Origin of the sequence: Zobellia laminariae, assembly GCF_030553095.1 — a bacterium.
In the GTDB taxonomy this organism is placed as follows: Bacteria; Bacteroidota; Bacteroidia; order Flavobacteriales; family Flavobacteriaceae; genus Zobellia; species Zobellia laminariae.
This window is the reverse complement of record NZ_CP130738.1, coordinates 2,636,342-2,651,299: the sequence shown is the minus strand read 5'-3', so window position 1 is coordinate 2,651,299 and position 14,958 is coordinate 2,636,342. Positions and strand designations below refer to the sequence as shown.

21 protein-coding genes are annotated in these 14,958 nt (G+C 35.7%); 15 read left to right on the top strand and 6 right to left on the bottom strand.

Annotation, left to right across the window (positions count from 1 at the left end; translation table 11 throughout):
- Positions 1-159: 159 nt before the first annotated feature.
- Genes Q5W13_RS12680 through Q5W13_RS12665 form a run of 4 tightly spaced genes read left to right on the top strand, consistent with a single transcriptional unit; the run spans position 160 to position 2,414 of the window.
- On the top strand, positions 160-702 hold the full coding sequence (locus tag Q5W13_RS12680) for a hypothetical protein (protein ID WP_304443225.1): 543 nt from the start codon (positions 160-162) through the stop codon (positions 700-702).
- A 15-nt stretch (positions 703-717) separates the two neighbouring features.
- Entirely contained in the window at positions 718-855 is a 138-nt protein-coding gene (locus Q5W13_RS12675) for a hypothetical protein (RefSeq protein WP_304443224.1), read from the top strand.
- Positions 856-883: 28 nt separating this feature from the next.
- Positions 884-1,816, top strand: a complete 933-nt coding sequence (locus Q5W13_RS12670; RefSeq protein ID WP_304443223.1) for a BCCT family transporter — start codon at positions 884-886, stop codon at positions 1,814-1,816.
- A gap of 1 nt (position 1,817) precedes the next feature.
- Positions 1,818-2,414, top strand: coding sequence for a BCCT family transporter (locus Q5W13_RS12665; protein ID WP_304443222.1), 597 nt, complete (start codon positions 1,818-1,820; stop codon positions 2,412-2,414).
- 548 nt (positions 2,415-2,962) lie between these two features.
- Here the strand turns inward: Q5W13_RS12665 and Q5W13_RS12660 are convergent.
- The gene (locus Q5W13_RS12660; protein WP_304443221.1) at positions 2,963-3,658 is read right to left on the bottom strand and encodes a LytR/AlgR family response regulator transcription factor; all 696 of its coding nucleotides are present in this window, start codon (positions 3,656-3,658) and stop codon (positions 2,963-2,965) included.
- Positions 3,645-4,676 carry a sensor histidine kinase gene (locus tag Q5W13_RS12655; protein ID WP_304443220.1) on the bottom strand — a complete coding sequence of 344 codons (1,032 nt, stop codon included), beginning with the start codon at positions 4,674-4,676 and terminating at the stop codon, positions 3,645-3,647. The genes Q5W13_RS12660 and Q5W13_RS12655 overlap by 14 nt, the downstream gene beginning before the upstream one ends.
- A gap of 192 nt (positions 4,677-4,868) precedes the next feature.
- Between Q5W13_RS12655 and Q5W13_RS12650 the strand changes: the two genes are divergently transcribed.
- The 7 genes from Q5W13_RS12650 to Q5W13_RS12625 all read left to right on the top strand — a co-directional run bounded on the left by Q5W13_RS12650 (position 4,869) and on the right by Q5W13_RS12625 (position 8,905).
- Positions 4,869-5,144 carry an EF-hand domain-containing protein gene (locus tag Q5W13_RS12650; protein ID WP_155594653.1) on the top strand — a complete coding sequence of 92 codons (276 nt, stop codon included), beginning with the start codon at positions 4,869-4,871 and terminating at the stop codon, positions 5,142-5,144.
- 185 nt (positions 5,145-5,329) lie between these two features.
- Positions 5,330-5,959, top strand: a complete 630-nt coding sequence (locus Q5W13_RS12645) for a hypothetical protein (protein WP_304443219.1) — start codon at positions 5,330-5,332, stop codon at positions 5,957-5,959.
- Between the two features lie 139 nt (positions 5,960-6,098).
- Complete coding sequence (locus tag Q5W13_RS12640) at positions 6,099-6,869, top strand: YHYH protein (protein ID WP_304443218.1); 771 nt, start codon at positions 6,099-6,101, stop codon at positions 6,867-6,869.
- Between the two features lie 7 nt (positions 6,870-6,876).
- Positions 6,877-7,485 carry a toxin-antitoxin system YwqK family antitoxin gene (locus Q5W13_RS12635; protein WP_304443217.1) on the top strand — a complete coding sequence of 203 codons (609 nt, stop codon included), beginning with the start codon at positions 6,877-6,879 and terminating at the stop codon, positions 7,483-7,485.
- A gap of 197 nt (positions 7,486-7,682) precedes the next feature.
- The gene (locus Q5W13_RS25060; RefSeq protein WP_368662244.1) at positions 7,683-7,778 is read left to right on the top strand and encodes a hypothetical protein; all 96 of its coding nucleotides are present in this window, start codon (positions 7,683-7,685) and stop codon (positions 7,776-7,778) included.
- 8 nt (positions 7,779-7,786) lie between these two features.
- The gene (locus tag Q5W13_RS25055) at positions 7,787-8,143 is read left to right on the top strand and encodes an SCO family protein (protein WP_368662243.1); all 357 of its coding nucleotides are present in this window, start codon (positions 7,787-7,789) and stop codon (positions 8,141-8,143) included.
- Positions 8,144-8,149: 6 nt separating this feature from the next.
- Positions 8,150-8,905 carry a hypothetical protein gene (locus Q5W13_RS12625; RefSeq protein ID WP_304443216.1) on the top strand — a complete coding sequence of 252 codons (756 nt, stop codon included), beginning with the start codon at positions 8,150-8,152 and terminating at the stop codon, positions 8,903-8,905.
- 72 nt (positions 8,906-8,977) lie between these two features.
- Here the strand turns inward: Q5W13_RS12625 and Q5W13_RS12620 are convergent, their stop codons facing one another.
- From Q5W13_RS12620 to Q5W13_RS12605, 4 genes are all read right to left on the bottom strand, one after another.
- On the bottom strand, positions 8,978-9,706 hold the full coding sequence (locus Q5W13_RS12620; protein ID WP_304443215.1) for a LytR/AlgR family response regulator transcription factor: 729 nt from the start codon (positions 9,704-9,706) through the stop codon (positions 8,978-8,980).
- A 3-nt stretch (positions 9,707-9,709) separates the two neighbouring features.
- Positions 9,710-10,543, bottom strand: a complete 834-nt coding sequence (locus Q5W13_RS12615; RefSeq protein WP_304443214.1) for a sensor histidine kinase — start codon at positions 10,541-10,543, stop codon at positions 9,710-9,712.
- Positions 10,544-10,753: 210 nt separating this feature from the next.
- Positions 10,754-11,086 carry a DUF4907 domain-containing protein gene (locus tag Q5W13_RS12610; protein WP_304443213.1) on the bottom strand — a complete coding sequence of 111 codons (333 nt, stop codon included), beginning with the start codon at positions 11,084-11,086 and terminating at the stop codon, positions 10,754-10,756.
- A 65-nt stretch (positions 11,087-11,151) separates the two neighbouring features.
- Positions 11,152-12,150 (bottom strand): Kelch repeat-containing protein, encoded by a 999-nt coding sequence (locus Q5W13_RS12605; RefSeq protein WP_304443212.1) that lies wholly within the window; start codon positions 12,148-12,150, stop codon positions 11,152-11,154.
- A 240-nt stretch (positions 12,151-12,390) separates the two neighbouring features.
- On the opposite strand from Q5W13_RS12605, the gene Q5W13_RS12600 reads away from it, so the two are divergent.
- The 4 genes from Q5W13_RS12600 (at position 12,391) to Q5W13_RS25830 (ending at position 14,945) form a co-directional block, all read left to right on the top strand.
- Positions 12,391-12,957, top strand: a complete 567-nt coding sequence (locus tag Q5W13_RS12600; RefSeq protein ID WP_304443211.1) for a DUF4270 family protein — start codon at positions 12,391-12,393, stop codon at positions 12,955-12,957.
- 98 nt (positions 12,958-13,055) lie between these two features.
- The gene (locus Q5W13_RS12595) at positions 13,056-13,703 is read left to right on the top strand and encodes a hypothetical protein (RefSeq protein ID WP_304443210.1); all 648 of its coding nucleotides are present in this window, start codon (positions 13,056-13,058) and stop codon (positions 13,701-13,703) included.
- A complete protein-coding gene (gene bamG, locus Q5W13_RS12590; protein WP_304443209.1) occupies positions 13,687-14,742 on the top strand; it encodes a BamG family beta-barrel-assembly machinery protein in 1,056 nt (351 codons plus the stop codon). Before Q5W13_RS12595 ends, bamG begins: the two co-directional genes overlap by 17 nt.
- Positions 14,679-14,945: a BamG-related protein gene (locus Q5W13_RS25830; RefSeq protein WP_497582317.1), complete on the top strand. Its 267-nt coding sequence runs from the start codon at positions 14,679-14,681 to the stop codon at positions 14,943-14,945. The genes bamG and Q5W13_RS25830 overlap by 64 nt, the downstream gene beginning before the upstream one ends.
- Positions 14,946-14,958 lie beyond the last annotated feature (13 nt).

Genomic DNA, 14,958 nt, shown 5'->3' with positions numbered 1-14,958 from the left:
AACCCTAACATTTACATATGGGCAGACCAGCGGATTAAGTAAATTGGAAATTCCCAAAATAGCTCCTTCTGGCTTTGAATCCGTTATTACCACAAAACTCAACAAGCCTCTACAATAGGAGCAGCTTATGAAATTGGTTTTTGGATTTTTGGTCGTCAATTGCCAGATCAAAGTTATTCTTACCCTATAGCCGTATTCCCATCTAGCAAGACAATAGTTGCTGATGGTATTTTAGATATTGTAGAATCTGTTCAACCTTCGCCTACATTAGAGGTCAATCCACCACCTAGCTTTGCTACTCGCGGCCATTTTACATTTATAGTTAGACCAGATAAAGTTTATGACCATTTAACTGTGGCTCTTGGAAATAAAGATATTATCCCATCACCTATCGATTTTAAAAAAGATATTACGGTCATAGGTGTTTTTGCAAAACCTCTTCCTTCCGGACCAAAAAACAAATCTGTTCAGTTTAAAAAAGCTGGTATCAATAAAACAGCAATACCAGCCAAAATAGCCGAACGTACATTAATAGACAGTAAAAAGAGTTACACCGTCTCAGAAAACAATATTAAGTTGGGTCTTTATGATCATCGCAGAATAGATAATGATATTGTCACCATTTATTTGAATGGAGAAATAGCCGTTGAACATGTACAACTGAAAAGCAAAAAGCAATTTTTTGACCTCACATTACAATAGGAAAATATAATAACCTTGCATGCCGAAAATTTAGGTGAGGTTGCCCCTAATACTGCCGCTATTCTAATTAAAACAGAAACAGAAGAATTCATGGCCGTATTGGAATCTGATTTAGGACAAAGTTCTTATTTTAAACTCCTCTATGAGAAGTAATGGATAGGTTAGATACTAAATGCGACTAATGCGCAAAACTACCTCCAAAACCGAATGGACATTTCATGAAACACCTAAAGAACCCCTTACTTTCTGTCTCTATTGGCATTATCCTAATTTTTACCCTATGGTAGTGTTCTTTGCCACAGAAGCAAGCTATGAGGCTATCGAGATAGCATCAATGTGGGTTCGGAACTATTTTGGTTTCTTCTATCTATATTTAGGTCTGGGCTGTGTATTATTCTTATTGGCGATAGCATTTTCGCCCTTTGGAAAAATTAAACTTGGCAAGAAAGATTCAAAACCCGAATATTCTCTTTGGGCGTGGACGGCCATGCTTTACAGCGCAGGAATGGGGTCCGGTATTTTATTGCGTGCTGTTCAAGAGCCTGTTTTCATGCAACAACATCCGCCTTATCAATCAAATTTGCAACCAGAAATATTAGCACTGGAATTCACTTTTTATCAATGGGGGTTTACAGCTTGGGCCTTTTACGGGCTTTTTGCCATGGTTGTAGGGTACGCACTTTTCGTTAGAAAAAAGAAAGTACGGGTAAGTTCTACTATAGAAGACAGTATTTCTAATCCCATAGCAAAAACTGGAATTGACATCATGACCATTGTCACTACGGTTTTTGGACTTATAGCTGCTATTGGTTTAGGCACCACACAAATAAACGGAGGTCTTAACCATGTCTTTACCACTAATTTTGGTGTAACCACTACCCTACTTTTAGCCGTTCTCATTTCTGCAATTGCATTTTATTCTGCTTGGCAAGGGGTTAATAGGGGAATTCAGATTATTTCAAAAGTCAATATCCTTATTACAACGCTCCTGTTGTTGTTTGTTTTTCTGATGAGTGATATTACCGGAATATTAATTGCTTTTAGCACAGCTACCATGAACTACCTTATTGACTTTGTTCCTATGAGTTTAGCTTACGGAAATTATGACCCATAAGATGACTTTCTTAACTGATTGGACTTTCTATTACTGGGCCTTTTGGCTTGCATGGGCTCCGTTTACAGGTATTTTCATAGCCAGAATTTCTAAAGGACGTACTTTAAGACAACTTCTCTTGGGTGTTTTAATCATTCCTTCCTTAGGTACATTTTTTTGGTTCTCAGTTTTTGGCACCTCAGCTTTTGAACTTATTGAGTCATGGGGTTCTTATAATAATGAGTTTGGAAATGTCTTCTCATCCATTTTTGTGTTTTTTGGAAACTACCCTATAGCCACCCTTTTAAATTTCACAACCATCTTTCTGCTTATCAGTTTTTTGGTAACCTCAGTAGATTCTGCCGTATTCGTGTTGAGTATGTTTACGGACCATGGTAAAAAAGACCCTAGTAAAAAACATAGACTTATTTGGGCCGTTTTTATTTTGATGGCTACCATATCTTTACTTCTTCTAGGAAATGCTAAACCTGATATAGATGTACTCACCGCCGTTCAAAAGCTCTTAATCATAACTTCTTTACCATTTGCACTTTTTATGGTCTATATGGCGGTAGCTTTTGTATGGGAACTTATGAATAGAACAGAAAAATTGACATAAAACAGAGTCTTTCTATTGCAAAACCTTATTATTCAACAAACTTATTACTCTTTCCCGATGATTTTACGATACTAAGAAGCCCCTGTAAAAACAAGGTTCTCGATGAAGTGATTCAAATCTCCGATAAGCCAAAATGCTATTCAACAAGAACTTAAACTTTGACATCGGAAAAATGTCATTTGGCAACAAACGCGTTTTTTGAGTTAATAGACGCCGTAAATTAGCTTCAGAAATAAAAACCCCCACCGTCATGAACAAGAAATTAAAAAGCCTACTTTACTTAGCCAGCTTTGTTACAGCAGTAATTATTTATAATAATGATAACAAGAGTCAACAAACAGAACATGCGGTGGCAGACGTTACTATAGAACAAGTTTCAACCCAACACGGATTGAACTAAAAAATATTATGAAGATTATTTAGGTTTCCCAAAAGCCTAAATGTTTTCACCTCGAACATTCCTACTTAAAATGCGAAAAGGACCTAGATACATCTAGGTCCTTTTTTTATAATTATTTCTGTCCTTATTACACTTCAGATACAAGTATTTAGAACAATTCTTGTTTTACTGCATCAAAATATTGAGCACTAACGGGTATTTCCTTATCGCCTATATAAATATCTCGCCCTTTTAAAGCAGTTACCTTGTTTCGGTTTATAATATATGAACGATGAACGCGCATAAACCGGTCTTCTGGCAATATATCCAATAGCTTTTTTAGTGACTGCAAACTCATCAACTTTTTATCACCTAAATAAAAATTTACATACTCGCTATCACTTTCTATATACAGAATATCTTCATACTTAATTTTATGAAGATCATAGCCAGACTTAACGGTAATACTATCACTTCCCGATGATATTTTCTCTGGACCAACTTCTTTTTGGTTAGGTTTTGCCTTATTTACAGCTGCCAAAAAGCGTTCAAAAGTGATAGGTTTTAAAAGATAATCAAGTGCGTTCAGTTCAAAACCTTCCAATGCATATTCAGAATATGCCGTGGTGAAAATAACTTGGGTATGCTCAGGAACTAATTTTGCAAAATCAGTACCTTTTATTTCAGGCATCTGAATATCTAGAAAAAGTACATCTATCCTTTCCTCTTTCATAATTTGCAGTGCATCCAGAGGATTTGCGACCTCAGCTATTAGCGTTAAAAAATCTAACCTATTGATATAGGCTTTTAAAAGGCCTCTTGCCAATTCTTCATCATCTACAACAATACATTTAATTGGCTCCATTTAAACTTATGCTAAGGTTTACGGTATAACTTTCTGGGGTTTGTACAATACTCAATTCATGTTTATTTGGGTACAATATTTCCAAACGCTTCTTCACATTTTCTAATCCAATACCGCCTACAGCATCCTTCTGAGCAGGCCTCTCTGAAACACTATTGGCCACATAAAAATTAATTTTCTTATCATCAGAATGTACTTTTATCTCTAGGTAACCATCTGCCACGTGGTCTATATTACCATGTTTGAGGGCATTCTCTACATAGGGAATAAATATCATGGGAGCTATCATAGCGCCAGAATTAGAAACCTGAAAATCTGTCTTAATAGGAAACGGTTTACTACTTTTTAAACGAAATAAATTTAAGTAATTACTAATATACGCAATCTCCTTTTTAATAGGAACCGTAGGTTGTTCACATTCATACAGCACATACCTTAACATTTCTGACAAAGTACCAATACTCTCCTGTGTTTTATTAGAGTCAATTACTGATAATGCATAAATATTGTTCAGTGAATTGAACAGAAAATGTGGATTGATCTGTGATTTTAAGAACTTCAATTCCATTTGAAGATTTTCATTCTTATTCCTAATTGTCTCCTCCTCTTTCTTTTGAGCGAATAAAAAAGTTTCTACAAAAGTTGCAAGCACATAAGCTATGGAAAGTATTAAAAACTGAATTAATATTTGAGGCGGCCCCATTGGTGGACCTCCTCTATGTTCGCCCCTCATTGGTGGTGGAATACCGCGTTCTGGCAACCCCACACTTTCTGATATTAAAAAGGAGCAAACAATAATAAGAGCTACCGAGACAACCCCGAACAAGAGGTACTTTTTCTTGAACAATAATGTTGGTGCCGTTATATAAATTAGAACAGCAATAACAACAATCTGCATTAAGAACGAAGGTGCATTTTTATCTAAAAAAATACTGCTTTCATTAAGCAGCAGCCAAGCCATTAGCCATACTGCCAGCCATAAGAAAACATGAAAAAGAAAGCGATACGTTTGTTTCATACTACAAATTAAAGTAATTATTTCTCAGCGAAACTTAAAAACGACCATTCAAAACCCCTTAAAGAACGGGGTTTACTGAGTAGAACACGGCATTCACTTAAAAGCTCTCGTCATTTACCAATTGGCGTCATACTGCATATAACCTTTGCCCATCTTTGTAATCACAAATAGAAACAATTAAAAATAAATATCATGAAAAAGAAGTCATTTTACACAGCAATTGCAACAGTAGCTCTTACCATTATTTCTATCCAAACAACATCTGCGCAAGAAAAACGAGGACAGGAACCACCATCTGCTACAGAATTAATTAAACAGATGGATGCTGATGAAGACGGAAAACTATCTGAGAAAGAAGTAAAAGGGCCAATAAAAAACGATTTTTCAAAAATAGATACAGATGAAGATGGCTATCTAACACTTGAGGAATTGAAAAATGCTCCGAAACCGAAGAGAGGCAAAAAGTAATCAAATATCTATTGAGGCATGGAAGGTTTCCTATTTTTTAATGATTGAGCGAAAATAAAAAGGAGAAACGAGGTTACCATTACCCTGTTCCAGTTTCAGGAAAACAGCTTTATTGGTTGTTTTCCTGAAGCACAGGGATTTTTGAAATTAATGAGCATGATAGCATTAAAACAAAACTAGACATCATGAAAAAAATAATCATTGGCATTTTAATAGGGTTCTACTCGTTATGCGTTAGTGCCCATAGTTCGCAAATTGCAACTATGACTTTGGCGCAGGACCAACAAAATAATTGGACGCTACACGTAAGCTCCTCTTTTGACGGTTTTAGAAAACAATTGATTCAGAATTTTCCTGAAATTAAAATTGATGAATTATCTACCGATGAATTTCAAAAACTGGTAATAGGCTACACAAAGGATAATATTCTATTGAATGCCAACACTAATTTCATAGGAGAACTTAGAGAAGGCTCCATAAAAATGGAAGATCAAACGGACCTGAAATTTAAAGTTACCGGTCTACCCAATGAGATAAACAACTTACGTGTTCAGTTAAAAGGATTTAGTGAAACATCGGACCAAAACACTGTTTTTAAAATTATTGATGCATCGGAATCCTCAAAAAATTTCGAGATTAAAAAAGACAATCAGTTTATGGTTTCTATTGACAAGGTAAATGGACGGTACCAACTAAAGGGCGATGAATCTAATTTAATAGCACCCTTTATTGCTCTAACATTACTAGTTCTCTTTTCTGTGTTTATCATTTCTAAAATTTTTAAACGAGAAGAAGTCATACTTAGAGCAGTTTAATGAATTTGCCTTACTGAATCATTCCGTGTGTTTGCTGAAAGTTAAAGCTCACTTACTGATTGCTCCATTTTGGCATCTTATTATTCACGTAATTAGAACAATATAAAATACTAATAATCAGTTATCTAAAATAAAAAAAATGAATAAAAAAGTTCTAAATAAAGCTTTCCCATTTGGGATTACCTTAGCTATTATTTCATTTAGTCTAATAGCCTGCAGTTCTGATAGCACGGATGATAGTGTTATTGATGAAGATAGCGAAGAAGAAACGGTAACCGAACTACACGCTGCCTATGCTGCTTTTAACAGTGACGCTACCACTATTTATCTAGATGGTTCTGAAGTTGTTATTGAAACCACAGGGCTACCCAATCATGAAACTGTTTATTGGGGTGAAAACAGTGATCTATACAGAGAAGAGCCAGATGTGGCATTGACACCTAGTATAATGACCAGTAATAATAATGCTACTACAATTAGAGTAGATGCTACCCCAGACCTTACCGGTAATACGGTAGATACAGATTTTAATACAATTGGTATTGCAGTAAGTGGCTCATCAATATTTAATGATCAAGAAGGAGCCGGTGCATTAGACCAAGCAGCTGCAAGCTTAGATTGGACCGGTGCCCATATTGGTCCTGGTGTATACCATTACCATTTAGAACCAAAAGCATTTACCAACGATGATGATAAACTTGTAGGCATCTTGCTAGACGGAGTTTTTCTTTATGGGAGAAAATGTAACTCAACAGAGGCCTACCCAACAGACCTTGATTCATCAGGTGGTCATGTTTCAACTACACAATATACAGATGGTGCAGAAGAATACCACTATCATATTATAAACGAAATATATTCTACTACAGGATCATACCTTGCTTTTGCCGGTCCTTACCAAGGTTATTAAAAACGTTATGAAATTATTCTACTTTATGTTATTTCTTATGCTCTCTCTTGCCAGTTGCAAAGAGAGCAAGGAAGTAGAACCAAAGGTTGAAGAAACCATTGTCATCAAGAACTTTGAAGTTCATAAAAAGGATTTGGTACTAAATCAACTTGAAGGTAGATGGTATTATAAAAATGAGCCATTTAATGGGTACTCGATAAAATCTCATGACAATGGAGCAATAGGTGAACGCTTAGGTTATGTAGACGGAAAAAGGGAAGGAATTTTCAAACAATGGTCTAGTAACCATGTACTTCGGGTTCAGTCTTATTATAAGCATAATCGTTTAGACGGCATATATAAAACCTTATGGGAGAACGGTACGCTTTCAGAAGAATCTCATTATGTTGATGGTGTTCTTCATGGAACGCAAAAACACTGGTATGATACAGGTGAGATTGCAAAAGAGAGAAATTTAGTGGAGGGCAAAGAGCAGGGAATGCAAAAAGCTTGGCTCAAAAACGGTAAACTGTACGTAAACTACGAGGCCAAAAACGGTCGTATTTTCGGAATGAGAAGAGCTAATTCATGTTATAAATTAAAAGATGAAGTTGTCATCAGGGATAAAAAAATATAGTTTTTTACTGTTGCTTTCGGTTTTAATCGGATGTAATCAAACAGTAAAAAAGGAGAGTCAAGAAAAAGAGGTTTCCAGCAGAGTTGAACACCTGCCTTACTTTGGCGACGAATCTTTTACACCACATTGGTTAGAACCAAGGTTCTCAAGAAGAAAAGGCGTTTCATAAGATTCCGGATTACGAGCTTTTAAATCAATTGGGAGATACCATAACTCCTGAAACTTTTGATGATAAAATCTATGTAACTGATTTCTTTTTTACCAGCTGCCCTATAAGATTTGTCTTAAGATGATGGGTAACATGCAAAAAGTACAAGAGGCTTTTAAGGAAGACCCAAGTGTTTTGATACTTTCGCATTCTGTGACACCTACAATAGATTCTATTCCCGTACTAAAAACCTATGCCGATAAAAATGGCATTATCGCTAACAAATGGCACTTAGTAACCGGTGATAAGCAGGAAATATATAATCTAGGACGAAACCAATATTTTGTTGAAAACGATTTAGGTGTTCCAAAAGACATAAACGATTTCTTGCACACAGAGAACTTCTTACTGATTGATAAAAACAAACACATAAGAGGCATATACAACGGTTTAAACCGTTCTTCAGTTGCCCAATTAATTACTGACATTAAAGCCTTAGAAAAGGAATAACTACTCATGACAGTATTTAGAAAAATCCGTAAAAAATTACTGGATTCAGGAAAATTAAAAAGTTATTTGGCTTATGCCTTTGGCGAAATTCTGCTCATTGCCATAGGTATATTAATTGCCTTAAAAATAAATGACTTGAACGAGATTCGTAAAAACAGAATCGTAGAGCTTAAAATATATGAGAGCCTATATGATGAACTTAATACAAATCTAAAAATATTAAACACCTCTATAGACCGCTACTCAGAATCTTCAAAAAGATTGGAAGGTACCATGAACTATATTGGGCTTCCTCCCGAACAAATTACAGAAGGAGTAAAAGATACTATTGTACATATTAACTACTCTGAAATTAACCTTTTGGAAGGCGCTCTAAACTCTGTAATCAGTACTACCAAATTTGAGCTTATTGAAAGTGACTCCCTAAAGAGCTTAATCACCAATTACCCTGCAGAAATACAGAAACTAAAATCTATAGACTCCAAAATTAAAGAGATTGTTTTAGACAGATTACAACCTTCATTGGAGAAGCACTTAGCGTTGAAGGATATACTATCCAAAGACAATCCTAAATACATGAGGATACAAGAATTTGGAGAACAATCTAATTATAATGATTTGTTACACAGTAAGGACTATCAAAACAGTTTGGTAGACCGTTTTCTACAAACAGAAAATTTACTTACTAGCGCTAAAAAGTTAAGAAATAGAACGCAAGTAATGTCTTTAAAATTAAGAAAGGAATTAGGCTATACACTTTAGCCCCTAGAAGTTCAATTCGTTAGAATTAATAGCAACACAGCTCTTTTAAGCTTAAGCTAAAAAGACCTTCTACTAAAGTCCCAACATAGAGAAAAACTGTGTCTTATGGCTTTCGCCTATAGGTATACGAATATCATCAATTACAATTCTGTTCCGCTGTATAGTTTTTATAAAATCTACGTTTACAACAAAAGATTTATGAACTCTAACAAATTGGTTTTGAGGAAGTTTTTCTAATATATCCTTAAAACTAAGAAGCGTTAAAATTGCTTTATTACTCCCTACCACATGAATCTTTAAATAATCCTTTAGCCCTTGTACGTACTGTATATCGTCTAAATTAATTTTCACACTTTCATGTTCTGATTTCACAAAAATAAACTTCTGACTTTCATTGGCATCGCCATTTGACGGAAACACATTAGCGGCCGTAGCCGGCAAATCTTTACGCGTCAGAATCTCTTTTGCCCTTAGAACAGCTTTAATAAAACGTTGGTATGGAATTGGTTTCACCAAGTAGTCTACCGCATTAAGTTCAAAACCTTCCACAGCATATTGAGAATAGGCAGTAGTAAAAATAAAAAGTGGTCTATTATTTAAAGCACTAATAAAATCCAATCCGTTAATTTGAGGCATCTCAATATCACAAAAAATAAGATCTACCTTCTTTTCGTTTATTGTTGCAATAGCCTCTAAGGGGTTTGTAAAGGTACCTACTATCTCAATAAAACCTATTTTCTTGCAGTAGTCTACCAATATCTCAATAGCCAACGGTTCATCATCAATGAGTATGCAGTTCATATTTTATAGGTTTAAAATTAAATTAACTTCATAAGTATCTCCATCATCCTTTATATCCAATTCATGGGAATTGGGATATAAAAAGTTTAACCTATTCTTTACGTTCTGAAGACCAACCCCACTACTCTCTGATTTTGCCTTATGCTTTCCTATTTTATTAACAACGTATAGATGTATAGACTTCTCTTTAATCAAAAGGTTTATTTTAACACTGGTCTTTCCGTCATAGTCCGTGCCATATTTAAAAGCGTTTTCTATGAATGAAATAAATAGTAGTGCCGGTATTATCTTTCCTGTATCATCACCAGAAATTTTCAAATACACATTTTCACTATTTGCCAATCGTAGCCTTTGCAAGGCTACATAACTTTTAATATACTCTATTTCTTTGTTTAACGGTACAAGGTCTTTATCTGCCTCATATATCATATAACGCATTAATTCCGATAAGTTTATAATTGCCTCAGATGTGTCCGGAGATTTTTTGACTGATAAAGAGTAAATGGTATTAAGCGAGTTAAAAAGAAAATGAGGGTTTAACTGCGTCTTCAGGAATTGTAATTCTGATTGCACCTTTTCTTTTTCTACAGATCTCCTAAGGTCCTCGTTCTTTTGTAACTCATTATAAACGCGGAGCATTATGGCAAAAATATAAGGTATCCCAAAAGTTACAAATGGCATTAACGAAAACCGAATAGGCATCCTAGACCCCCTTCGTTTTTTCATATATTCTGTAATGGGGCCAAAGTCTTTTGGTCCTTCAAAAGGAAATAGATTATGAGCTCCGTAACCCACAGCTAATATTAAGACTATTGAAATACCAATGTAGGTTTTCATTTTATCCTTCAGCAGGAAGTTCGGAACCATAGGTAGTAATAATTGAAGTAAAATAATACCGCCGCCATTACCAATTTAATACCAATATGAGGTGGTATGGATCTTGACTCAAGCAAAAACGGGTAAATTAAAACGCCAAAAAGTGCACACCACAAGAAGGCATGTACAAACCATTGTGGCAAGTATTTTTTTTTGGAGGCGTTCATTTTATTAATCTAAAATAGATATTTGTAAATCCTTAAGTTCAGAAATAGAGATGTAGGGGTCTTCTCCTTTTTCTATCTTTCTCAGGACCATATTTCCTACCAGCATAGCCTCTTTTTCTGATTCAAAAAATTTCTTTCCTTGAATTGCTGGTATAAAATCTTGTTTTACCAATACCTTGTCATCATATAAAATTTTATACCCATATCCTTCATTCACCTGTAAAACCTCTGTATGAAGTCCTGTGGTATCTTGTTTTACCTCATTATATCTAAATGCAATATAAACAAGAGCAACGAGCAAAGCCGATAAGAAAAAATATGTTTTTTTTGTTTTCATATGTACCCAATTAAAAAATGGGGCAGCCCTCAAAGTACTGCCCCATAACTCACTCAAATAATCAACTAGTCTTCATCATCATACTCATCAAAAGGTAAAAATTCGTATAGGTCATCTAAATAAAGACTTCCCGTTTTCCCCAAGCCAACAACAGCTTTAGTGCCGTTAGAGAAGGCCACCCCGTCTTGTCTTGTAGTACCTTCAAAACTTGTTTTTAATTCCCAATCATCTGTGCTTGGATCATACTGCCAAACAGTACCTAATGTGCCACTAGATACTCCGGTAGCTATATAACCATACCCATTTAGTGTAAAGCCTACCGCATTACTTCTTGTAATGGAATAATCATCTTCTTCATCTAGGTCTAGTTTTTTGGTCCAAGTCTCGGTAGCTGCATCAAATGCCCAGAAATCATCAATATAAATTCCGTTAGATACTCCCGTTCCTAAATAAACTTTATCTCCAATCGTGAAAGTTGTAGCTGCTCTTCTTTTATCACCGCCAAAACCAACTAGTTCGGACCATGAGTCCGTAGCTGGGTTGTACTTCCAAAAATCTTTACGATCATTCTCACCGTCATAACCCGTTCCAAAATAACCAAGTCCGTTTATACCAAATGCAACAGCACTACGTCTTCCCGTTGTTGGTAAAGCAGCAATTTCTTGCCATGAGTTAGAACCTGCGTTATAAGCATAAAAATCGGCCAGCTCATCTAAGCCGTCATAACCTGAACCAATGTAACCCGTTCCGTCTATTTCAAACCCCACGGCAGCATTTCTAGCGCTTCCTATAAAGTCAGCTTTTTGAGACCAAAAATCTCCATCCATGTCATAAGACCAAAAAGAAGTAAGGTAATCATCGCCGTCATAACCCACTCCCGTATACCCTGTATTACCAATAGTAAAGCTTGCTGTTCCACTACGCGGACTACCATCAAAAACGGACCTATCTACCCAGTTTCCTAAGTAATCCTCGTCATCATCATCGTTTGAACAACTTACCATAGAACAGATTACTGTGCTGAAAATTGTTATCGTTCCTATATAGTACTTGAATCCTTTCATGTGCTTTTCTATTTTGTTAGCCAGTTAATTTTCACCAAAACTAGGACACAGTTTTCACCCTTGAAACCTAAATAGATGAAGCCCTGTATTTAACACATGAACAGGTCTATTTAATCTACCAAAACGATTTCTTGTTTAATAGCCAAAACTCAGGGTTTGGTCTTATAACTATGAGCATTGGTCTATTCCTGTTTTTAGGCACTACGGCGTACAATACATTTACGCTCAAATAAGATGTATATGAAAAACGCCCTAGTCATTTTTACCTGCTTGCTAATCCTAATTTCATGTAGCACCGATGCCATAAACAGTTCCGATTTTGAGGCGGGCGATACCTTTACCGACAGTGACATACGCGTTGTTCAGTTAGATACGATGACCGTAGATTTTTCTACTATGAAGTTTGATAGTATAGATACCTCACAATCTGCACGTATGCTTGTTGGAAAATATAGGGATCCGGTTTTTGGAGCGGTAAAAACGGCAAGTTATATGGAATTAATTCCAAGCTCTTATTACATAGATGCAGATGCCGAATATGATAGCATAACCTTCCTACTTAGACCAGACAATTACTACTACAATGACACACTACAGTTAAATACAATACATATAAAACAATTGACCGAAAGCCTAAAGCCTGCCGATGGTATTAATTTTTATAATACGAGCACTATAGGTTTTGAGAATGAAGATTTGGGCACTCTAGCTTACTACCCTAGACCCTTGGCTACAGATTCTCTAGAAATTAAACTGACGGACACCCTGGACAAGAACTTTTTGAAGATTTACAGCAGAAGAAAATAACAACTTATGATGAGTTCAAAAATTACTTTTATGGTATTTCCGTTCAATCTGGTGAGGATGATAATGGTTCCGTAATTGGTTTTTCTTTGACCTCTAATATGCGTCTGTATTATAGTATAGCCGGAGAAAATGAGCATGTTCAATACTCAACGGATTTCACCATAAATACCAGTAGTTCTCCCTTGCCGTTTTTTAACCAAATCTCTGCGGACGAACCCAATGAATATTTAAAGACATTAACTGATCAGGAAATTAACCTCTCTAGCTCTGAAACGGATAACTTAAGTTTTATTCAGTCTGGAATTGGTATAGCAACCAGACTTGAATTTCCAAATATAAAAACGGTGTTTGATATTCAAGGACAGGGAACGCTATTAGATGCTTCCCTTAAAATTGCACCTGCCATAAGCTCATATAATGATGCATTGGCCTTAAGAGATACCTTATCCGTCTTTATCGTTGATCAAAACAATGAACTAACCAGTCAATTGATTTCAACAGATGGTTCTGCCGCACAGGCCATTTTAAACCGAGACAATCAAGAGTTTAATGATGTTTATTACGAATTGCCCTTAAGCGGATATTTGGAAGGGTTACTGTCCGTAGACCAAGAATCTTCTGATGCCCTAATTCTTTTGCCAAGTAATTACAATTCGACAGTGGACCGTTTTGTACTCAATACAGATATAAATATTCAAGGCACCACTCTTGAACTTACTTATGCTATTTATGATGAAGATGAATAAAGTCGCACTCTTTTCCACTTTTGTATTATTCTTAAACTTCTGTTCAGTACGGGCACAATCAGAGGGTTTAACGAGTTCCCCATATTCATTATATGGTCTAGGCACCATAAATCAATCTAGCATTGGGCGAACCAACGGAATGGGTTATACAGGAAAAGGTCTCAAGACCTCAAATCAAATTAACAATTTAAACCCTGCTAACTATGCATTAATTCCAGAAGGTTCGTTTTTTTACGATATTGGAATAAAGGGGGAATACAACCAGTATAGCAACAAAGCTGATAGTGAAACAAAAACCACCATAAACTTCTCTAACATAGCACTTGCCTTTAGAGTAGCAGAAGGGCTTGGTGCAGGTATATCTCTTGTTCCTTACAGCGAAGTGGGTTATTCTTTAATTGGAATAAATACAAACATTGAGGGAACTGATGAAACGTTTGAAAGTAATGTAAACGGAATTGGTGGTTTAAGTGAACTTAAATTCAATTTAGGATATAGTGTCTTACCTAATTTAAGGCTTGGCGCTAACGCATCTATCTTATTCGGAAACATTGAAGAAAATGAAGCTTTTGTAATTAATCAGAGTGCCTTTAGCTCAGAAGAAACCACCAACTATTCCGGTATTCGTTTGGGGCTTGGTATGCACTTTGATATTTCCGAGAATTTTACAATTGGTAGTACGGTTCAACTACCTACAAGCTTAAAAGGAAATATAAAACGTTCCATAACTAAAAGCTTAGACGGTACGGAAATTACCGTAGAAGATGGAGAAAGTGATACTTCTGCAGACTTTAATATGCCACTTGAAGTGGGTATAGGAATGAGCGCAAATATTCTTGAGTCGTTCACCGTAAGTGCTGATTATAAAAAGAACTATTGGGATGCTACAGGACAGACTGAAAGTCTTGGCAGCTATGCCGATCAAGACATTTTTGGAATTGGCCTTGAGTATGTAAAAGACCCTACCAGTTATAAATACACAGAGACCGTATTCGCTACAGAACCGGTTTTAATTATGACAACGGATATCTTTCTATAAACGGAAAAAAAGTAGATGGATATAATATTACCGCAGGTATTGGTATACCCGTAGGTCAAGGACAAAAATCTATGATGAACCTTTCCTATAGTTATGGCTCAAAAGGGCAAATTCAAAACATACTGATAAAAGAAAACTTTCATCTGTTAACCTTGAATTTAAGCCTAGAAGATCTTTGGTTTCAGAAACGAAAAATTAACTAGGCCTATAGATTAT